General features: G+C 55.8%; 11 protein-coding genes, 2 tRNA genes and 3 rRNA genes. 12 read left to right on the forward strand and 4 right to left on the reverse strand.

Features of this window, described 5'->3' with window-relative positions:
• Window positions 1-40 precede the first annotated feature (40 nt).
• The 11 genes from GA0071314_RS08635 to rrf all read left to right on the forward strand — a co-directional run bounded on the left by GA0071314_RS08635 (window position 41) and on the right by rrf (window position 13,868).
• Window positions 41-1,015: a calcium/sodium antiporter gene (locus GA0071314_RS08635; protein ID WP_074396259.1), complete on the forward strand. Its 975-nt coding sequence runs from the start codon at window positions 41-43 to the stop codon at window positions 1,013-1,015.
• 236 nt (window positions 1,016-1,251) lie between these two features.
• Complete coding sequence (locus tag GA0071314_RS08640) at window positions 1,252-2,661, forward strand: cytochrome ubiquinol oxidase subunit I (RefSeq protein WP_074396260.1); 1,410 nt, start codon at window positions 1,252-1,254, stop codon at window positions 2,659-2,661.
• Window positions 2,658-3,659, forward strand: a complete 1,002-nt coding sequence (gene cydB / locus GA0071314_RS08645) for a cytochrome d ubiquinol oxidase subunit II (RefSeq protein WP_074396261.1) — start codon at window positions 2,658-2,660, stop codon at window positions 3,657-3,659. The genes GA0071314_RS08640 and cydB overlap by 4 nt, the downstream gene beginning before the upstream one ends.
• A gap of 4 nt (window positions 3,660-3,663) precedes the next feature.
• Window positions 3,664-5,340 carry a thiol reductant ABC exporter subunit CydD gene (gene cydD / locus GA0071314_RS08650; RefSeq protein WP_074396262.1) on the forward strand — a complete coding sequence of 559 codons (1,677 nt, stop codon included), beginning with the start codon at window positions 3,664-3,666 and terminating at the stop codon, window positions 5,338-5,340.
• Window positions 5,337-7,049: a thiol reductant ABC exporter subunit CydC gene (gene cydC / locus GA0071314_RS08655; protein WP_074396263.1), complete on the forward strand. Its 1,713-nt coding sequence runs from the start codon at window positions 5,337-5,339 to the stop codon at window positions 7,047-7,049. The genes cydD and cydC overlap by 4 nt, the downstream gene beginning before the upstream one ends.
• Before the next feature lie 46 nt (window positions 7,050-7,095).
• Window positions 7,096-8,085, forward strand: coding sequence for an adenosine deaminase (locus tag GA0071314_RS08660; RefSeq protein ID WP_074396264.1), 990 nt, complete (start codon window positions 7,096-7,098; stop codon window positions 8,083-8,085).
• A 363-nt stretch (window positions 8,086-8,448) separates the two neighbouring features.
• Window positions 8,449-9,981: ribosomal RNA gene (locus tag GA0071314_RS08665) — 16S ribosomal RNA — on the forward strand.
• 117 nt (window positions 9,982-10,098) lie between these two features.
• Window positions 10,099-10,175 (forward strand) — tRNA-Ile (locus GA0071314_RS08670).
• 105 nt (window positions 10,176-10,280) lie between these two features.
• Window positions 10,281-10,356: transfer RNA gene (locus tag GA0071314_RS08675), tRNA-Ala, on the forward strand.
• A 270-nt stretch (window positions 10,357-10,626) separates the two neighbouring features.
• A 23S ribosomal RNA gene (locus GA0071314_RS08685) occupies window positions 10,627-13,618 on the forward strand.
• Between the two features lie 134 nt (window positions 13,619-13,752).
• A 5S ribosomal RNA gene (gene rrf / locus GA0071314_RS08690) occupies window positions 13,753-13,868 on the forward strand.
• Together the 16S, 23S and 5S rRNA genes with 2 tRNA genes alongside form the textbook arrangement of a ribosomal RNA operon.
• Window positions 13,869-13,974: 106 nt before the next feature.
• Here the strand turns inward: rrf and guaD are convergent.
• The 4 genes from guaD to xdhA are packed head-to-tail and all read right to left on the reverse strand — an operon-like array spanning window position 13,975 to window position 20,026.
• On the reverse strand, window positions 13,975-15,291 hold the full coding sequence (gene guaD / locus GA0071314_RS08695; protein ID WP_074396266.1) for a guanine deaminase: 1,317 nt from the start codon (window positions 15,289-15,291) through the stop codon (window positions 13,975-13,977).
• A 1-nt stretch (window position 15,292) separates the two neighbouring features.
• On the reverse strand, window positions 15,293-16,165 hold the full coding sequence (gene xdhC, locus GA0071314_RS08700; RefSeq protein WP_074396267.1) for a xanthine dehydrogenase accessory protein XdhC: 873 nt from the start codon (window positions 16,163-16,165) through the stop codon (window positions 15,293-15,295).
• A complete protein-coding gene (gene xdhB / locus GA0071314_RS08705) occupies window positions 16,162-18,585 on the reverse strand; it encodes a xanthine dehydrogenase molybdopterin binding subunit (RefSeq protein ID WP_074396268.1) in 2,424 nt (807 codons plus the stop codon). The genes xdhC and xdhB overlap by 4 nt, the downstream gene beginning before the upstream one ends.
• Complete coding sequence (gene xdhA / locus GA0071314_RS08710) at window positions 18,569-20,026, reverse strand: xanthine dehydrogenase small subunit (RefSeq protein ID WP_074396269.1); 1,458 nt, start codon at window positions 20,024-20,026, stop codon at window positions 18,569-18,571. Before xdhA ends, xdhB begins: the two co-directional genes overlap by 17 nt.
• A 201-nt stretch (window positions 20,027-20,227) precedes the next feature.
• On the opposite strand from xdhA, the gene GA0071314_RS08715 reads away from it, so the two are divergent.
• Window positions 20,228-20,887, forward strand: coding sequence for a TetR family transcriptional regulator C-terminal domain-containing protein (locus GA0071314_RS08715; protein ID WP_074396270.1), 660 nt, complete (start codon window positions 20,228-20,230; stop codon window positions 20,885-20,887).
• Window positions 20,888-20,889: the final 2 nt, after the last annotated feature.

Consider the following 20,889-nt stretch of genomic DNA (forward strand, 5'->3'; position numbering starts at 1 on the left):
ATCACGACTGTCCTTGGAATATGTCACCAAAGGGAATCTTATGTTACTTGCTCTCATCGCCGTTGTCGTTGGCTTGATACTACTTATATGGAGTGCTGAAAAGTTTATTGACGGCGCAGCGGCGACCTCCCGCTGGCTGGGGCTATCGCCGCTATTGATCGGCATGCTGGTGATTGGCTTTGGCACTTCGGCCCCGGAAATGATGGTGTCGGTTCTTGCCGCCATGCAGGGCAACCCGGGGCTGGCGGTGGGTAACGCCTACGGGTCGAATATCGTCAATATTGGACTGGTGCTGGGTTTCGTGGCCTTGCTTGCCCCCTTGGCTGTTCACTCAAGCGTCATCCGAAAAGAAATGCCGTTGTTACTGGTGGTAATGCTGGTAACCGGCCTGATGTTGCTCGATGGGTGGGTGGCCCGTTGGGAGGCTGTCTGTCTATTGCTGACGCTGCTGGTATTTATCGTTGTCAGCATTGTGCGTTCGCGAGGCCAGCAGGACGATGCGCTTGTCTCTGAAGTGGCCGAAACCCTCGATAGCAAGCCGATGTCCCGTGGCACAGCCATGATGTGGACGCTGGTAGGCTTGGTGTTGTTGATCGCCAGCTCGCGGCTGCTGGTGTGGGGGGCCATCGAGATCGCCGTGCGTTTTGGTATCAGCGATCTGATTATTGGCTTGACCGTTGTGGCCATTGGTACGTCCCTGCCGGAATTGGCGTCGTCGATTACGGCGCTGCGCCGCAACGAACATGACATGGTGCTGGGGAATGTGGTGGGGTCGAACCTGTTTAACAGCCTCGCCGTGGTGGGGTTGGCGGGTGTTATCGCCCCGATTGAAACCGGGCAGGAAGTGCTTCAGCGTGACTGGAGCGTCATGCTGGTCATGACCGTGCTGATGATGATCTTTGCGTTTTCCTGGCGGGGTCGCCCACGGCGCATCAACCGCTTTGAAGGGGGTGGTTTACTAGCCCTGTTTATTGCCTACACTGGCTATATGGTGAGCTTGGTGGTGCTCGCGTAAGTCACTAAGTTTTTTAACAAACGCTTGCCTGATCGTTAAAAATTGATCTGCGTCAACGGGACACAGGTAAATACCCAAACTCATGCCGCGTACGGGCCTTCTAAGCTGTAAACTTAACGGGTTGGTAATCGATAAGCTTAGTAACTATAAGAATAAAGCGTGACCGATAGCGGCTCAACTAAGCTTGTTACACGCCCTCGCAAGAGGGGAGTTCATTCAGGCCTTAGGAGCGAATTATGGAGCTCGATCCGCTGTTACTCTCGCGAATACAGTTCGCGTTTGTCGTTTGCTTTCACGCCATCTTCCCCGTGTTTACGATCGGTCTAGCGTCTTATATCGCCGTACTGCACGGTCTGTTCTATAAAACGGACAACCAGGCTTGGGATCGCCTGGCGCTGTTCTGGACCAAGGTATTTGCCGTGGTGTTCGGCATGGGCGTGGTAACCGGCATTGTGATGTCGTTCCAGTTTGGTACTAACTGGAGCAACTTCTCCTATGCAACGTCTAATTTCCTGGGGCCGGTGCTGAGCTATGAAGTGGTGACGGCTTTCTTCCTGGAAGCGGCCTTTCTTGGTGTCTTGCTGTTTGGTCGAGGCAAGGTGCCTGAAGGGGTCCACCTGTTTGCCGCTATCATGGTGGCCGTGGGCACCTTCATCTCGTCGTTCTGGATTCTCTCCGCCAATAGCTGGATGCAGACGCCTGCCGGCTATGAAATGATCGACGGTCATTTCCATATCACTTCCTGGATGGCAGCAATCTTCAACCCCTCCTTCTGGTATCGCTTTGTCCATATGGGGATGGCGTCGTTCCTGACCGGTGGTTTTGTGGTGGCGGGAATCAGCGCCTGGTTCCTGCTGCGTAATCGCGACGTCGAGGCGAATAAAAAAGCGCTCTCGATGTGCCTGTGGCTGCTTTTGTTCCTGGCGCCTGCGCAGGCCGTCATCGGGGATTTCCACGGTCTGAATACGCTCGAGCATCAGCCGACCAAAGTGGCGGCCATGGAAGGTAACTGGGAAACCGGGTCCAACGTTCCGCTTCTGCTGTTCGCTCTTCCCGACCAGGAGGCGCAGACCAACCACTTCGAAATCGGCATCCCCAGCCTTGCAAGTATCGTGCTTACGCACAGTGCCGACGGTGAAGTTCCCGGCGTCAGCGAAGCGGCCCCTGACGAACAGCCTCCTGTGGCGCTGGTGTTCTGGTCATTCCGCGTGATGGTGGCGATCGGAATGTTGATGATCGGCGTGGCGATTGCGGGGCTGTTGTTACGCCGCAGGGGGCGCGTCTTCCAATCGCCGCTCTTCCTCAAGACGCTGGTGGGTATGATTGTGTCGCCTTTCCTTGCCGTGCTTGCCGGCTGGGTGGTTACCGAAGCGGGGCGCGCGCCCTGGTTGGTATACGGTGTTATGACCCATGCCCAGGGGCTGACACCTTCGCTCACTGGCGGAATGGCGCTGTTTACCCTGATTGGATACGTCGCGGTTTATACCGTCGTTTTCTGGGTAGGTATTTACTACCTGACCCGTGTGGTACGTAACGGCATGATCCCAGATACTGCGGAAGTAACCGGTGAAGTCGAGCGGGCAAAACGGCCTTTCTCAGCGGCCCATACGCCGTTCGATGGTGATTTTGAAGGAGCGAGCAAATGATCAGCCTTGACCTTGCAATAATCTGGGCCGGCATTATCGGCTTCGGCGTTATCATGTACGTGATCATGGACGGCTTCGATTTGGGGCTGGGGATACTGTTTCCCTTCGCGCCCGACGACGAATCCCGTGATGTGATGATGAACTCGGTCGCGCCGGTGTGGGACGGTAATGAAACCTGGCTGGTCCTTGGCGGTGCCGGGCTGCTGGGCGCCTTCCCTCTGGTGTATTCGGTGTTCCTGCCGGCGCTTTATATTGGGGTGTTTTTGATGCTGGCCGGGTTGATTTTCCGCGGCATCTCTTTCGAATTCCGTTTCAAATCCAAGAAAAACCGCCATTGGTGGAACATAGCATTCTGCGGCGGGTCGGCGGTTGCGGCCTTTGCCCAGGGGGCCGTTGTCGGCGCCTACATCCAGGGTTTTGCCGTTGAAGACTTTGTCTATGTGGGCGGCGCCCTCGACTGGCTAACGCCGTTTACCGTGCTGACCGGCCTGGGCCTGATGGCGGGCTATGCCCTGTTGGGGGCTACCTGGTTGATTCTCAAATCGGAAGGCTACATCCAGCAGTGGGCCTATCGCATCACACCCAAGCTATTGGTGGCGGTACTGGTCGTATTTGGCATCGTCAGTCTGTGGACGCCGCTGGTTAGCCCCGAAGTGCGCGATCGTTGGCTTAACCAGATTCATCTGATCTGGGTGTTCCCGATCCTTGCCATGGTGTGTGCTTATGTTCTCTACCGGGCCGTTAAACGTCAGGAAGAAGGCCTGCCGTTTGTCGCCTCGTTAGGCCTGTTCATCTTTACCTACCTGGGTCTGATCGCGAGCAAGTGGCCGGTCATTGTGCCGCCCAACTACACGATCTGGGACGCCTCCTCGGCACCCGAATCGCAGCTCTTCCTGCTTATCGGCGTGCTGTTCGTCATCCCCATCGTGCTGGCCTATACGGCATGGACGTACTGGGTATTTCGCGGCAAGGTGCGTGTAGGAGAGGGCTATCACTGAGCCCATGGCCTCAACATCTGAGCAAAACGGGTTAACGCCGCGCCGCTGGTTGCAGTCGCTTGCATCGTTGGAACGCAAGCGACTGAGGGGCGCGGCGTTCCTCGGTAGTCTGGCGGGGTTTCAGACCGTCTTGATAGTCACGGGCCTTGCGTGGTTGATCGATCAGTTGATGGTGCATGACCGCGCTCCCCGTGATTTATCATCAGTTTTCATTCTGTTGGCCGTCGCCGTTGTCGGAAGAGCGCTTTGCCAGTGGGCGTCGGAGCGCCTGAGCCTGGAGGCCAGCCTGCGGATAAGACGTCACGCGCGTTCGCAGCTACTGGACAAAGTCACGGCGCTGGGGCCTGTCTGGTTGACCACTCAGCAAAGCGGTGCCATTGCCGCCCAGGCCCTCGAGCATGTTGACGCCCTGGACGGCTATTTTGCGCGTTTCCATCCGCAAATGCGTATTACCGTATGGGTGCCGCTGGTCATCCTGGCGGTGGTGGTCTCGCTGGATTACCTGGCCGCCATTTTTCTACTGCTGGCGGCGCCGCTGATTCCCTTGTTCATGGCTCTGGTCGGCATGGGGGCTGAACGCATGAACCGTGATCAGTTCGCGGCGGTGGCACGGCTGTCGGCGCATTTCATCGACCGCGTACGCGGGATTACCACGCTCCAGCTTTTCGGTCATACGGCCGCCGCCCAGCAAGACGTTTGGCAGGCGGCTGATCACTATCGTCATTTGAGCATGCGCACGCTGAAGCTGGCCTTTCTGTCATCGGCAGTCCTCGAGTTTTTCTCGTCGGTGGCCATCGCTGTGGTGGCCATGTATGTGGGCTTTGGCCTGCTCGGTTACATCGAGTATGGCCCTGCGCCTTCGCTGACGCTGTTTTCCGGTTTGGCCGTGTTGCTGCTGGCGCCCGAGTTTTTCCAGCCGTTGCGAACGTTGTCCATGCACTATCACGACCGTGCCGCGGCGTTAGGCGCTGCAGAGAGTATCGTCAATACGCTCAATGAGCCGCCTGTCATGAGGACTGCTTCTCCGCCCGCTACTCAAGACGCGGAAGCGCTGGTGGAGCTTGAAGCGGTTGAAGTCAGCTATGCGGCCCGAGGTGTCGTTCTGGGCCCGTTGGATCTGACCGTACGGCACGGTGATGTGGTGGCGGTCAGCGGCGAGTCGGGTAGTGGAAAGTCAACGCTGCTGGCGCTGCTGGCAGGCTTTGTTGGCGCGAGCCAGGGCGCGTGTCGTCATGCGGCGACGAACCAAGTCGCCTGGCTGGATCAGCAGCCATGTCTTCTGCAGGGCAGTCTGGCCGATAACCTGCGCTTGGCGGACCCCGAAGCGACGCAAGAGGCCATGCAGTCGGCGTTAAGGCGTGCGGGATTCAGTGAAGTGCTGAATGCGCTTCCGCAAGGGCTCGACACTGTGCTTGGCGAACGTGGGGTGGGCTTGTCCGGTGGTCAGGCACAACGGCTTGCCCTGGCACGCGTTTACTTGAGCCGTGCGCCCTTGGTGCTGCTTGATGAGCCTACCGCCAGGCTCGATAGCGCCACGGAAAAAGCGGTCGTTGAGGCCTTGTTTGACTGGGCGAAAGAAGGGCGCACGCTGGTTGTCGCCACTCACCATCCTGCCGTCATAGCGGCGGCGAGTCGCCATCTTCGCGTGGACAACGGCCAGCTTCAGGAGGTGCCCGCTTGAGTGCAATTTATCGCCAGTTTTTACCCTGGCTGCGCTTGCTGACGCGACGGCGTCGCGCCCTGATGCTGGGCGCTTTGCTGGCTGGCGCCACCTTCCTGTCCGGTGTTGCACTGCTGGGGTTATCCGGGTGGTTTATCACCGCCAGTGCGTTAACCGGCATTGCCCTGGCGCTGGGGCTTTCCGTGTCGCTCGATGTCTACGTACCCGGGGGTGGCATACGCTTCTTTGCCTTGTCGCGTACCGTCTCGCGCTACGTTGAGCGGGTCTATAACCACAATAGCGTGCTAGCATTGCTGGCAGAATTGCGTTTTCACGTCTTTGGTCAATTGACCCGACTCGACGATCTGACCTTGGGCCGACAGCGGGCAAGTGACTGGCTGACGCGGCTTACCTCGGACATCGATACGTTAGACAACTTCTACCTACGCGTGCTCATACCGCCGCTGGTTGCCTTGCTCGGCAGCGTGATCATCGTTGCCTTTGTTGCTTTCTGGCTCCCTGGTGCGGCTCTTGTTATGGCCGCCGTGCTGGGTCTGCTCTGGCTGGTCACCACCTTGGGGCTGGCAGCCTGGGGGTGGCGCCAAAGCTATCGCCACGTCGAGAACCAGGAGGTGCTGCGCCACTTGGTTGTCGACCAGGTCCAGGGGAGCGCCGAATTGGCCAGCTATCGAAGTCATCATTGGCATCGGGCCATCGTGGACTCGCATGAGCATCGGGCGTTGCACAATCAGCGCCTGGTGGGTTCCAGGCTGGCGATGGGTAATGCGCTGTTGGCAGCGGTGACCAGTCTGGTTGCGTTAGCCGTGCTTTGGGTGGCTGGCGAGGTGTTTGTGCAAGACCTGGTGGCAGGCCCCATTGTGGTGATGGCGGTGCTGATGGCGTTGGGGGTGAATGAGGCGTTCAGCGTACTACCGAATGCGTTTGTGCGTTTGGGGGCAAGTTATGCCGCTGCCGAGCGCCTGAATAAGCTCGCCCAGTCTGACGCAGCGCCCATGGCGGCGACTGCCGGTAAGATGCTGTCTGATCGTGGTGTGTCGTTCGAGCAGGTATCGCTTCGCTACCCCGGCGCACTCGACCTGGCGCTGGATGATGTCAGTTTCCACCTTCCTGCGGGGCAGCGTGCCGTCATCACAGGGATGTCGGGGGCTGGCAAGTCCACGCTGGCATCGCTGCTCATGGGGCGTCTGGTTGCGACGAGTGGTGCTGTCCATGTGCTGGGCAAAGCACCGGCCGAACTATCGATGGCGTATCGTGCTGAACACATGGCAATGCTGACCCAGCAGGTGGATTTATTTGATGACTCCCTGGCTGAAAATTTACGCATTGCGGATCCGTCAGCCACTGACGAACGACTTTGGCAGGTGCTTGGCGATGTGGCCTTGGCAGACTGGGTAACGCAACTGCCCAAGGCGCTTGACACCCCAGTGGGCGAAAAGGGGCAGCAGCTGTCAGGAGGGCAGGCGCGACGGGTCGCTTTGGCGCGGCTGATGCTGCGTAACCCGGACGTGGTGATCCTTGATGAACCCTTTGCCAGCGTTGATGCGGCGACAGCTCAGTATGTCGCTACGAGTCTTGACCGCTGGCTAGCCACCAGAACGGTCATCTATTTTGTTCATCAAATCGACCAGCCTGACTTATTGCCCCGGATCGATTACCACTGGCACCTTGATGCAGGTAAGCTTAATGCGACGTCCACTGACGTAAGCTAATCAGCGGTTGGCTTATTTTCGTCGCATGTTTACCAAGGAGCCCAGTATGCACGACTTTTTGCGTCAACTTCCCAAAGTAGAGCTCCATCTACACATTGAAGGGTCGCTTGAACCCGAGTTGATGTTTGCCTTGGCCCAGCGCAACGGTATTGAGTTGCCCTATGCCAGCGTTCAGGAGGCAAAAAACGCCTACGACTTTGAGAATCTGCAGGCGTTTTTGAACCTTTATTATCAAGGCATGAATGTGCTTCGCACGGAAGCGGATTTTTATGACCTGGCCATGGACTATTTCCATCGAGCTCGCCGGGAGGGCGTTGTGCATATTGACATGCATTTTGATCCTCAGGCGCACCTGCAGCGGGGCGTGCCGTTGGAGGTGGTCATGGGCGGCCTGTTGAAAGCCAAGCAGGACGCTGAGCAGACCATGGATTTCTCGGTTGGCATGATCATGGCCTTTTTGCGCGATCGCCCCGCCGACGAGGCCTTGCATGTGCTCGAGCAGGCGGCGCCCTACTGGAAGTTGATTGATGCGATTGGCCTGGATAGTGCCGAGCGTGACCATCCGCCGGAAAAATTCACGTCGCTATTTGAGCGTGCCAAGGAAATCGGGCTGGCGCGTGTCGCCCATGCTGGCGAAGAAGGCCCGTCGGCCTACATTACCCAAGCCCTGGACCTCCTGGACGTCGAACGCATCGATCACGGCGTACGTTGTCTGGAAAGCAGTGATGTGGTGGCGCGTCTTCGTCGCGACCATGTCGTGTTGACGGTGTGTCCGCTATCCAATGTGTGCCTGAAGGTGGTAGATGACTTGCGCGACCATCCTTTACCCGCGTTGTTGGATGCAGGGCTTAACGTGACCATCAGCTCCGATGATCCGGCGTATTTCGGCGGTGGCATGCTGGCCAACCATATCGCATGTGCTGATGCCTTCGGATGGTCCGAAGAGGTGTTTGCAACGCTAACCCGAAACGCCATCAACGCGGCATTCGTATCCGAAAACCGTCGCTCGGATTTGTTGGCCCGGCTAGCGGCCTGAGAATTGCTCAGCGCGATCCGCGATTGAGTATCTTTGATGGTAAGCGCCGGACGGTCTTCCTGCACATCTGGCGCGTAACATTCTGCGCGTAAATTCTGTCTGTGCAGGTTGACTCTGTAAGAAAAAACCGTATTATACGCACCACGTTGAACGGCAACGCTTTTCGACGGCTCTTTAATAATTTGATCAGGTAATTCATGTGGGCGCTTGCCGATGAGGGTGATAAATCACCTATTATCAAGGCAAGCGACTCAAGCACTACGGCTTTTCGAAGCCGATACTGAATGAATTCGTTTGACCCTTGAGCCAAGTTTGGTTCGCTTCTGTCGCTTTTGGGTGGCAGGTAAGAACCGCAACGATCTTAAACTGAAGAGTTTGATCATGGCTCAGATTGAACGCTGGCGGCAGGCCTAACACATGCAAGTCGAGCGGTAACAGATCCAGCTTGCTGGATGCTGACGAGCGGCGGACGGGTGAGTAATGCATAGGAATCTACCCGGTAGTGGGGGATAACCTGGGGAAACCCAGGCTAATACCGCATACGTCCTACGGGAGAAAGGGGGCTTTGGCTCCCGCTATCGGATGAGCCTATGCCGGATTAGCTGGTTGGTGAGGTAACGGCTCACCAAGGCGACGATCCGTAGCTGGTCTGAGAGGATGATCAGCCACATCGGGACTGAGACACGGCCCGAACTCCTACGGGAGGCAGCAGTGGGGAATATTGGACAATGGGGGCAACCCTGATCCAGCCATGCCGCGTGTGTGAAGAAGGCCCTCGGGTTGTAAAGCACTTTCAGCGAGGAAGAACGCCTGGTGGTTAATACCCGCCAGGAAAGACATCACTCGCAGAAGAAGCACCGGCTAACTCCGTGCCAGCAGCCGCGGTAATACGGAGGGTGCAAGCGTTAATCGGAATTACTGGGCGTAAAGCGCGCGTAGGTGGCTTGATAAGCCGGTTGTGAAAGCCCCGGGCTCAACCTGGGAACGGCATCCGGAACTATCAGGCTAGAGTGCAGGAGAGGAAGGTAGAATTCCCGGTGTAGCGGTGAAATGCGTAGAGATCGGGAGGAATACCAGTGGCGAAGGCGGCCTTCTGGACTGACACTGACACTGAGGTGCGAAAGCGTGGGTAGCAAACAGGATTAGATACCCTGGTAGTCCACGCCGTAAACGATGTCGACCAGCCGTTGGGTGCCTAGCGCACTTTGTGGCGAAGTTAACGCGATAAGTCGACCGCCTGGGGAGTACGGCCGCAAGGTTAAAACTCAAATGAATTGACGGGGGCCCGCACAAGCGGTGGAGCATGTGGTTTAATTCGATGCAACGCGAAGAACCTTACCTACCCTTGACATCCTGCGAACTTGGTAGAGATACCTTGGTGCCTTCGGGAGCGCAGAGACAGGTGCTGCATGGCTGTCGTCAGCTCGTGTTGTGAAATGTTGGGTTAAGTCCCGTAACGAGCGCAACCCTTGTCCTTATTTGCCAGCGGGTAATGCCGGGAACTCTAAGGAGACTGCCGGTGACAAACCGGAGGAAGGTGGGGACGACGTCAAGTCATCATGGCCCTTACGGGTAGGGCTACACACGTGCTACAATGGCCGGTACAGAGGGCTGCGAGCTCGCGAGAGTCAGCGAATCCCTTAAAGCCGGTCTCAGTCCGGATCGGAGTCTGCAACTCGACTCCGTGAAGTCGGAATCGCTAGTAATCGTGAATCAGAATGTCACGGTGAATACGTTCCCGGGCCTTGTACACACCGCCCGTCACACCATGGGAGTGGACTGCACCAGAAGTGGTTAGCCTAACTTTGGAGGGCGATCACCACGGTGTGGTTCATGACTGGGGTGAAGTCGTAACAAGGTAGCCGTAGGGGAACCTGCGGCTGGATCACCTCCTTAAACGATGCATCATGCTCGCGGTAAGCGCTCACAATGAATTACCTGATCAAGTGATAGAGCAAACGGTAGTTAATTTAGCTGCTACAGGTTCCCAATATCTGTAATGGCTGAATAGCCGGGTCTGTAGCTCAGTTGGTTAGAGCGCACCCCTGATAAGGGTGAGGTCGGCAGTTCAAGTCTGCCCAGACCCACCAAATTTTATCCAGCACTGCGTTATTTTATGACTCACATAGGAGGCTATGCGTCGCCATAAAATGCCTTGTTCTGAATAAAATTTCCCGGAAAAATTGTGTGTTAATGGGGCCATAGCTCAGCTGGGAGAGCGCCTGCCTTGCACGCAGGAGGTCAGCGGTTCGATCCCGCTTGGCTCCACCACTCAAGCTTGACGTTAGAAGCTTGAAGAAAAAGCCCAACTTGAACGACATCAAAACCGTCTTGACGAAGTTTTAAGCTAGGTGCTTGGGAGAAAGTTTTCTCTTCAAGCTTCCAGCTTAGGGCTTCTAGCTCTAACCGCTCTTTAACAATGTATATCATGCTGACAGGAACGTGTTTTGAACACGTTCCTACGTAATTGTTTTGTGATACGTCTCAAGCGTATCCGGCAATCGTTATCATTGCGAGATACCAGACTCCTTCGGGTTATAGGGTCAAGCAATGAAGCGCACACGGTGGATGCCTAGGCAGCCAGAGGCGATGAAAGACGTGGAAGCCTGCGATAAGGCTCGGCGAGGTGGCAAACAACCTGTGACCCGGGCATCTCTGAATGGGGAAACCCACCGATCACAAGATCGGTATCCTGTCCTGAATCTATAGGGCCAGGAGGCGAACCAGGGGAACTGAAACATCTAAGTACCCTGAGGAAAAGAAATCAACCGAGATTCCCCCAGTAGCGGCGAGCGAACGGGGACCAGCCCTTAAGCATGTGACTGATTAGGCGAATGCGTTGGGAAGCGCGGCCGTAGCGGGTGATAGCCCCGTAGTCGAAAGTCTGATCATGTGAAATCGAGTAGGTCGGGGCACGAGAAACCTTGACTGAAGACGGGGGGACCATCCTCCAAGGCTAAATACTCCTGGCTGACCGATAGTGAACCAGTACCGTGAGGGAAAGGCGAAAAGAACCCCGGAGAGGGGAGTGAAATAGATCCTGAAACCGTGTGCGTACAAGCAGTAGGAGCCCCATCACTAAGCTTCTTCGTGATGTGGAACACCATCAGCCCCCGCTTGACGGTTAACGTTGCTTGCAACGTTCAACCCACCCAAACAAGCAGAGGTGGCTTAGTGATGGGGTGACTGCGTACCTTTTGTATAATGGGTCAGCGACTTATATTCAGTGGCGAGGTTAACCGTATAGGGGAGCCGTAGGGAAACCGAGTCTTAACTGGGCGACGCAGTCGCTGGATATAGACCCGAAACCGAGCGATCTATCCATGAGCAGGGTGAAGATTGAGTAACATCAATTGGAGGCCCGAACCAGGATCTGTTGAAAAAGATTTGGATGACTTGTGGATCGGAGTGAAAGGCTAATCAAGCTCGGAGATAGCTGGTTCTCCTCGAAAGCTATTTAGGTAGCGCCTCACGTATCACCGCCGGGGGTAGAGCACTGTTTCGGCTAGGGGGTCATCCCGACTTACCAACCCGAGGCAAACTCCGAATACCGGTGAGTGCGAGCGTGGGAGACACACAGCGGGTGCTAACGTCCGTTGTGAAAAGGGAAACAACCCAGACCGTCAGCTAAGGTCCCGAAATCCTGGTTAAGTGGGAAACGATGTGGGAAGGCTCAGACAGCTAGGAGGTTGGCTTAGAAGCAGCCATCCTTTAAAGAAAGCGTAATAGCTCACTAGTCGAGTCGGCCTGCGCGGAAGATGTAACGGGGCTAAACCAGGTACCGAAGCTACGGGTGCGTTCTTAGGAATGCGCGGTAGAGGAGCGTCGTGTACGCCGATGAAGGTGGATTGAGAAGTCTGCTGGAGGTATCACGAGTGCGAATGCTGACATGAGTAACGATAAAGGGAGTGAAAAACTCCCTCGCCGGAAGACCAAGGGTTTCTGTTCGACGCTAATCGGAGCAGAGTGAGTCGGCCCCTAAGGCGAGGCCGAAAGGCGTAGTCGATGGGAAACGGGTCAATATTCCCGTACCGGACATGGTTGCGATGGGGGGACGAAGAAGGCTAGATGAGCCAGGCGTTGGTAGTCCTGGTGAAAGTCCGTAGGCTGAGGGTTTAGGTAAATCCGGACCCTTAAGGCCGAGAGACGAGACGAAGACACCACGGTGTTGAAGTCATCGATGCCACGCTTCCAGGAAAAGCCTCTAAGCTTCAGATCATGTGCGACCGTACCCCAAACCGACACAGGTGGTCAGGGTGAGAATCCCAAGGCGCTTGAGAGAACTCGGGTGAAGGAACTAGGCAAAATGGTGCCGTAACTTCGGGAGAAGGCACGCCGGCGTATTGTGAGAGCCCTTGCGGCTTAAGCGAGAACCGGTCGAAGATACCAGGTGGCTGCAACTGTTTATTAAAAACACAGCACTCTGCTAACGCGCAAGCGGACGTATAGGGTGTGACGCCTGCCCGGTGCCGGAAGGTTAAATGATGGTGTTAGGATTCGTCCGAAGCTCTTGATTGAAGCCCCGGTAAACGGCGGCCGTAACTATAACGGTCCTAAGGTAGCGAAATTCCTTGTCGGGTAAGTTCCGACCTGCACGAATGGCGTAATGATGGCCACGCTGTCTCCACCCGAGACTCAGTGAAATTGAAATCGCCGTGAAGATGCGGTGTACCCGCGGCTAGACGGAAAGACCCCGTGAACCTTTACTATAGCTTCACACTGGACGCTGATGTTGCCTGTGTAGGATAGCTGGGAGGCTTTGAACTTTGGACGCCAGTTCGAAGGGAGCCAACCTTGAAATACCAGCCTGGCATCATTGGCGTTCTCACTCAGGTCCGTTATCCGGATCGAGGACAGTGTGTGGTGGGTAGTTTGACTGGGGCGGTCTCCTCCCAAAGCGTAACGGAGGAGCACGAAGGTACCCTCAGCACGGTCGGACATCGTGCAATGAGTGCAAGAGCATAAGGGTGCTTGACTGCGAGACAGACACGTCGAGCAGGTGCGAAAGCAGGTTCTAGTGATCCGGTGGTTCTGTATGGAAGGGCCATCGCTCAACGGATAAAAGGTACTCCGGGGATAACAGGCTGATACCGCCCAAGAGTTCACATCGACGGCGGTGTTTGGCACCTCGATGTCGGCTCATCACATCCTGGGGCTGAAGTCGGTCCCAAGGGTATGGCTGTTCGCCATTTAAAGTGGTACGCGAGCTGGGTTTAGAACGTCGTGAGACAGTTCGGTCCCTATCTGCCGTGGGCGTTGGATGTTTGAGAAGGGCTGCTCCTAGTACGAGAGGACCGGAGTGGACGCACCTCTGGTGTTCCGGTTGTCACGCCAGTGGCATTGCCGGGTAGCTATGTGCGGACGGGATAACCGCTGAAAGCATCTAAGCGGGAAGCCCCCTTCAAGATGAGACATCCCTGAGGCCTAGAGCCTCCTGAAGGGCCCAGCGAGACCAGCTGGTTGATAGGCACGGTGTGGAAGCGCTGCAAGGTGTTGAGCTAACGTGTACTAATGGCCCGTGAGGCTTGACCCTATAACACCCAAGGGGTCTGGTCGCAGTGATAACGAGACGTTCGAAAGAACAACCGGATACGCAGACTGTGCTGATAAGCATCAGCCAGTGAGAGACGCACACAAGACACAGCATGATGTACATTTAAAGTTACGCCTGACGACCATAGCAAGCGTGAACCACCTGATCCCATGCCGAACTCAGCAGTGAAACCGCTTCGCGCCGATGGTAGTGTGGGGTCTCCCCATGCGAGAGTAGGTCATTGTCAGGCACTTATACCAAAGCCCCAGCTTCTAACGAAGCTGGGGCTTTTTATTGCGCGAAAGAAAAAGAAATATGCGTAAAAGCCGCCCATTGAGGGGCTTCGAATATGGCGATTAACTGTCCCTGCGGTGCTGGCACTGCCCGCCTGCCCAGGTTTCATAAATGGCGCGGTCATCCGCAAGCATCATTAACGCAAAGAGTCGCTCGCCGAGTGTAGTGGAGTGCTTGATGCGTCTGGAAAGCAGCGACGTTGCCTGTGGATCAATGACCACAAAGTCTGCCTCATAGGAAGGCGCAAGCTGGCCAATATGACTGTCGAGAGAGAGTGCTTTGGCATTACCATGGGTGAGGCCATAAAAGCCTTGCCAGGCGGTGAGCGGCTGCCCGAGTAGCTGACCAACCTGGTAGGCGCTTTTTAACGTACCAAACCCGGATAGGTCGGTGCCTGCGCCAATGTCGCTGGCGTAGGTAAACGCCATGCCGGTCTCCTTGGCGGCCTCCCGATCAAAAAGTCCGCTGCCGAGAAATAGGTTGGAGCTAGGGCAAAAGGCAATGTTGGCGCCGCGTTCCGCCAAGCGTTTGCGCATGCCGTTATCAAGGTGAATGCCGTGTGCGAAGGTACTGCGGGGCCCCACCAGACCGGCGGCTTCATACACCGATAAATAGTCCTGGCTGCCGGGAAAAAGCTCAGCAACCCAGTCAAGCTCGCCGCTGTTCTCGGCCAGGTGGGTTTGTAACCAAAGGCTTGGGTCATTGCGGAGCAGAGCGCCAGCGGCGTCCATTTGTGCCTTGGTGGAGGTCGGCGCAAAGCGCGGCGTGACGCTATAGCCCAGTCGGCCACGGCCATGCCAGTCTTCAATGAGCCGTTCGCTGTCGGCTATCCCTGAGATCCCGTCCATCAAACCTTCGGGCGCGTTGCGATCCATCAACACCTTGCCGGCGAGCATACGCAGCTGCCGCTTTTGACAGGCGCTGAAAAAAGCATCCACAGAGCCGGGATGGCTTGAGCCGAACACCTGTGCGGTGGTGGTGCCTGCCCGCAGCATTTCATCCAGAAAAGCATTGGACAACGCCTCGGCGTGGGCATGATTGGCGAAGCGACACTCTTCGGGAAAGGTGTAGTCGTTAAGCCAGTCAAGCAGTTGACGTCCGTATGACGCCATGATGTCCAGCTGTACATAGTGCACGTGGGTATCGATAAACCCCGGCATGATCAGCTTGTCACGGGAATCGACAACATCGGCGGCATTGGGAAGCGATGGTGACAGATCAGCGTAGTGACCTACTGCATGAATATGCGGCCCTTTTAACCAGAGCAGGCCGTCGGGGTAATGTGCCAGGCTACCTGGTTGAGGCGTATCGACATCACCGGGGTCACGCGCAAAGCTGACCAGTTCGGCACGGATAAACGTATCGGTTAGGGAGGTCATATCAACTCGAGGTCGTAGGGGGTTCGTCAATTAGCCGTTGTAGCGCTTGAGGCGCAAGGCCGCGCGTTTCCTGAGCAGGAGGCTTGTCCGTGAGCCAAAGCAGCTCCGTGACGGCGGTTAGCGCAATGGCGTAGGGGGTCTTGTTATGCAGCTTCGCATCATGGATGCGACCGATAGGGCAGCGCACACGCTCGATCGTGCCAGCGGCGTACCCTGCACGTTGTAGACGCCCTTTAAAGCTCGCCCATTTGCTATCGGAGCCGATGAGCCCGATTGAGGCTATATCATCGCGCTCGATGAGGGCAGCAATGAGAGCGTAATCCTCGTCGTGGCTGTGGGTTAGCACAAGCGCATGGGTGTGGGGTGGCAATTCGGCGACTTGGGCGCGTGCGCCGTCAAGCTTGTGGCAGCTAATTCGTGGCTGTTGCTGGTCCTGATCGCTGAAGATGTCGGGGCGGCTATCGAACCACAGCCTCTGCCAGGGCAGCGGGGCACTGAGGTTGACGATTTCGCGCCCCACATGGCCGGCACCAAAGATGGCGACGTGGGTGTTCATGCCGGCAAAAACTTCCAGCAGAATGTTGACGAAGCCACCACAGCACTGTCCACTGCGTCCACCCAGCGAAAAAGCTTCCAGATGAAAGCCATAGCGCTGCTGCTGTAGATAGTCCCTTGCGGCGCTGATGGTTTGCCATTCGAAAGTGCCGCCTCCCAGGGTGTCAAAAATGCTATCGCGGGTAATGACCATCCGCGCGCCGGGTTCGCGCGGTGTGGAGCCGGCGCTCGTCACCTGGGTCGCCAGTACGTGAGGCATACCACTGCGTTGTAAGCGATCCAGGGCGGCATGCCAGGTATCGGGAGCGGCTGGCGTCATAGTGTTTTCTGCCTGACCGCATTCGCAGCCAACATGACGATCTCGGGGGTCGCCGGCGTGTCGAGGTGCGGCGACGACTGGTACCCCGTCAGGCTAGAGAGCACGTCACGCAGTGCGGACCATACGCTGATGCCGAGCATGAAAGGCGGCTCGCCGACGGCCTTCGAGCGGTAAAGGCTCGCCATGGAATTGGGATGACCTTCCAACAGGCTGACGTTAAACACCGGAGGAAGGTCGCCGAAAGTGGGGATCTTGTAGGTCGCTGGTCCATCGCTGATCAGCATGCCTTTATCGTTCCACTTGAGTTCTTCGCTGGTCAGCCAGCCCATGCCCTGTATAAAGCCGCCCTCCACTTGCCCCATATCGATGGCCGGGTTGAGCGAATCCCCGACATCATGAAGAATATCCACCCGATCCACCTGGTACTCGCCGCTCAGCGTATCCACGCTCACTTCGCTCACGGCGGCGCCAAAGGCATAGTAATAGAAAGGGCGCCCTTGGCCGCTGGCCCGGTTGTAATAAATCAGTGGTGTGGCATAGAAGCCTTTTTCAGAGAGCGAGATACGATTCAGGTAGGCGGTTTGTACAAGCTCGCCCCAGGGGATACGGCGTTCGCTCTCGCCGAATCCAGCCACCAGCATGCCGTCTTTCAAATGCATGCCTTCGCGGTCTAAGCCCTCAGTAAAATGTTCTGCAGCGAAGTCGAAGAGGCGTTCGCGTAGTTTACTTGCCGCATCTCGTGCTGCCATGCCATTTAAGTCAGCGCCACTTGAGGCGGCAGTGGGCGACGTATTGGGGACTTTGTCGGTGCGCGTTGCGCTAATGCGTACGCTGTCCAGATCAAGCCCAAGCTCTCTTGCCACAACTTGGCAAATCTTGGTATGCAGCCCCTGACCCATTTCCGTGCCGCCATGATTGATCATGATGCTGCCGTCGGTATACACGTGAAGCAGCGCACCCGCTTGATTAAGATGCTGGGCGGTAAACGAAATGCCGAATTTAACCGGCGTAAGGGCAAGGCCCTTTTTGATAATTGGGCTCGTCGTGTTGAACTCATTTATGGCATGGCGGCGTGACCAGTAGTCACTGCTGTTCTCAAGTGTTTCCACCAGGGTGTGAAGTAACTGTTTTTGATCCACTTGCTGGCCATAATGAGTAACGTCGCGGCCCTCTCGGTAAAAATTCCGCTTACGGATGGTTAGCGGGTCTTCGCCAACCTTGCGGGCAATGTCATCCATTGCGGCCTCAATGATCATCATTCCTTGTGGCCCGCCAAACCCTCGGAAGGCTGTGTTTGATGCTGTGTGCGTTTTTGCACGATGGCCGGTGACGCGCGCATTGCCCAATGAGTAGGCGTTATCAGCATGAAACATCGCACGATCTACAATGGCGTCGGAGAGGTCAGGGGAGTAACCGCAGTCACCGATAAGGGTAAGCTCGCCGCCCTGAATGATGCCTTGTTGATCAATCGCCAACCGGTAGCGGTTATGAAAAGGGTGTCGTTTTCCCGTCGCGCGCATATCCTCGCTGCGAGGCAAGCGCAAGCGGGTGGCTTTGCCCGTTCGGCGGGCAATGAGTGCAGCAATACACGCCCAGGGAGAGGCTTGGGTTTCTTTGCCGCCAAACCCGCCACCCATGCGGCGAACTTCAACGGTGACCGCATGGAAGGGAATACCCAACACTTCGGCAACAAGCTTTTGAGTTTCACTGGGGTGCTGGTTAGACGTGTGGACTATGACACCTTCATCTTCGGTAGGCAGCACGATGCATGCTTGGCCCTCAAGATAGAAGTGTTCCTGTCCGCCAATAAAGAGTTCGCCCTCGATGAGTTGTGCTGCTTGCTCCAAGGCTTCCTGCCAGTCACCACGCTCTTGTACGTGGGTAGGGCGGACAAATTCTTCACGCTCGGCGGCAGCCACGGGATCAAGGCTCGCAGGTTGTTCATCGATATGCAGGTTGGCGAGCTTCACGGCCCGGCGGGCTGCCTGTAACGATGTCGCGGCCACCGCAAAGATACACTGGCCAGCATAGCTGATGTCGCGGTCCACAAAGATAGGGTCGCCCGGAAATACCGGTCCAATATCAGTGTGGCCCGGTACATCGTCAAACGTTATGACGTCGATGACCCCAGGCGCTTGTTTAACCGCATCAAGCTCAAGTTTTGTTAACGTGCCATGGGCGGCGGTTGATAAGCCAAGCGCAACGTGCAGAGCATCTGCGGGTGTTTTTAAATCGTCAATATAAGCTGCTTTGCCAGTGACGTGCTTTTTCGCGCTTTCGTGAAAGCTTGCGCTTCCTGCCTGGCGTTGCCCATCACTGTCGACCGTGTGGCGGGCAAGCGGGCTAGAGCCTTTAATCTGATCATATAGCTCACGGCGCGCACGACTGCTGTCGCCATCGAGTTTAGTGAGCGTACGCATGAAGCATCACCTCCTGGTCGGGCGCTGAAAGCGTCATATATAAACGCTCTAGCAGGTTGAGGGCTGCTTGCTGACGATAATTCTGGCTGCCCCGCACATCGCTCATCGGTTGAAACTCATCGGCAAGTGCCCGCTGCGCCTTTTGAAAACTGGTTTTGGAGAGCGGTTGGCCTTCCAGCATCGCTTCGGTTTCGAGCGCTCGTTTAGGCGTAGCGGCCATGCCGCCAAACGCGATGCGCATGTCTTGTATCACGCCATCTTCCAGTCGGTAGCAAAATGCACCCAATACTGCTGATATATCGTCTTCGCGCCGCTTAGATAATTTCCAAACACGAAGCGTCGCGGTGCTAGCCAATTTTGGGATAAACACTCTACTGACAACTTCATCTGCTGCCAGAGCGGTTTTTTTATAGTCGATAAAGAAAGCACTCAAAGGGAGCTGTCTTGAACCATCGTGGTTGGCAAGCTCTACCCAAGCGTTAAGCGCTAGTAAGACAGGTGGCGTATCGCCAATAGGAGATGCGTTGGCAATATTGCCGCCGATGGTTCCTCTATTGCGTATTTGCTGAGAGCCCAGACGTTGTAGCAAGTGCGCAAATGCCGGAAAGTGGTTGCCTAGCAGCGGCTCTAGCTGGGTGTAAGTGACTCCAGCGCCTACCCACCAGCCCGGCTGCTCATGGAAAGTGATTTCCTCGATTTGGCGCAGCTCGCTAACCTGTGAAACATCAATAAGCTGATCCAGTTTTACTAACCGCTGAGTATTTTCCAGCCATAAATCCGTTGCGCCGGCGACTAACCGGGCGCTGGGATAAAGGCGGCGCGAATTGGTGAGTTCGCCAAGTGTGGTTGGCTGAGCAAACAACGGCGCGTTGTTGTCTTTGACGTCCGACACACCAGAAGGTGGTGCGATGGGCAGCGAAGCATCGAACCACTGCGGTGCCTGCCAGGGCATCTGTTGCATACTTAATGCTGCATCGCGTATGGGGCGATAGCCAGTACAGCGGCATAAGTTACCACCCAATACGGCTTCCAATCGCTCTGGAGTTAAAGGAGCGGGGTGTTGTTGCTGAGTGGTGTGCAGGGTGAAAAGCGACATGACGATCCCCGGTGTACAAAATCCGCATTGGCTACCGTGGCATTCAATCATGGCTTGTTGCGCTGGGTGTAGCTGGTCGCCTTGAGCTAAGCCTTCGATAGTGGCTACATGGCGGCGATGAAGCTGATGCGCTGGAGTAATGCAGGCGTTGACGCTTTGAAAGCAGGGCGCAGCGTTCTCAGGATTACAAATAGCTACCGTGCAAGCCCCGCAGTCGCCGGAAGCGCATCCCTCTTTGGTGCCTGTCATGCCCAAATGGTCGCGTAATAACGTTAAAATGCTAGTGTCTGGTGACACGCTGCACTGCTTGGGGGTGCCATTGAGCAAAAACTCAATTGTAGCCATACCAAACTCCATCGTAATTGCTTTGACCGATCGGTCAATACTGCTTGAGCTTGAGACAAAATAGCGCTTCTTGCAAGGTTTTGATCGCTGCGCTTATGTAGTGCGAGGAAACGTATAGCGCTTGGTTTTGGGGCATTTTATGGAAGCCGCGGTTATCATCGATATTCCTCTCTTTTAGCAATGAATTAAGGAACCCAGCGAATGACGGCTGAAACAGCTAACCAGGAAAGCGCCGGTCGATACCGCATCGAGCGGATTATATTGAGTGCTGCTGAGCAGGTGTTTTCGCAGCATGGATATCGGGGGGCCAGTTTGCAGGCAATTGCTGATCAGGCAGGATTGCCCAAAGCCAATATTCTGTATTACATGGGTAGCAAGCAGGCACTTTACGTCCGATTGCTCAACCGCATGATGACTCGCTGGAACGCGGTTCTTGAAGACATAACGCCTGAAAGCGATCCTGGTCGTGTCCTTAGCGATTTCATACGCACTAAGATGGTGCTCGGTCAGCAATATCCTGAAGGCTCTAAATTATTTGCCGCTGAAATTTTAGCGGGTGCTCCTTTCCTAAATGAGTATTTATCTGGCGAATTACGCGATTGGGTCGCTTCTCGGGCGGCCATTATTCGACAGTGGTCAAGCCAAGGCAAAATGGACAATATTGATCCACGCTTACTTATTTTTCTGATTTGGTCCGCAACTCAGCATTACACTGAATATAGTGCTCAGGTCAGCGCAATTCTAGGTAAAGATGCGCTTAATGAAGAAGGCCTTGAATCGATCTCCCGATTCCTTGAACAAGTGATCTTAAAAGGGTGCGGTATTCAGCATCCAGTTGCCCCACGTTCTGCTCCTGTGTGACT

Source organism: Halomonas sp. HL-93, from assembly GCF_900086985.1.
Classification (GTDB): domain Bacteria; phylum Pseudomonadota; class Gammaproteobacteria; order Pseudomonadales; family Halomonadaceae; genus Vreelandella.

What these genes read in the sequence shown, in the direction of transcription:
- GA0071314_RS08635 (WP_074396259.1), top strand. Translation starts at nt 41, where the DNA reads ATGTTACTTGCTCTCATCGCCGTTGTCGTTGGCTTGATACTACTTATA.
- GA0071314_RS08640 (WP_074396260.1), top strand. Translation starts at nt 1,252, where the DNA reads ATGGAGCTCGATCCGCTGTTACTCTCGCGAATACAGTTCGCGTTTGTC.
- cydB (WP_074396261.1), top strand. Translation starts at nt 2,658, where the DNA reads ATGATCAGCCTTGACCTTGCAATAATCTGGGCCGGCATTATCGGCTTC.
- cydD (WP_074396262.1), top strand. Translation starts at nt 3,664, where the DNA reads ATGGCCTCAACATCTGAGCAAAACGGGTTAACGCCGCGCCGCTGGTTG.
- GA0071314_RS08660 (WP_074396264.1), top strand. Translation starts at nt 7,096, where the DNA reads ATGCACGACTTTTTGCGTCAACTTCCCAAAGTAGAGCTCCATCTACAC.
- guaD (WP_074396266.1), bottom strand. Translation starts at nt 15,291, where the DNA reads ATGACCTCCCTAACCGATACGTTTATCCGTGCCGAACTGGTCAGCTTT.
- xdhC (WP_074396267.1), bottom strand. Translation starts at nt 16,165, where the DNA reads ATGACGCCAGCCGCTCCCGATACCTGGCATGCCGCCCTGGATCGCTTA.
- xdhB (WP_074396268.1), bottom strand. Translation starts at nt 18,585, where the DNA reads ATGCGTACGCTCACTAAACTCGATGGCGACAGCAGTCGTGCGCGCCGT.
- xdhA (WP_074396269.1), bottom strand. Translation starts at nt 20,026, where the DNA reads ATGGCTACAATTGAGTTTTTGCTCAATGGCACCCCCAAGCAGTGCAGC.
- GA0071314_RS08715 (WP_074396270.1), top strand. Translation starts at nt 20,228, where the DNA reads ATGACGGCTGAAACAGCTAACCAGGAAAGCGCCGGTCGATACCGCATC.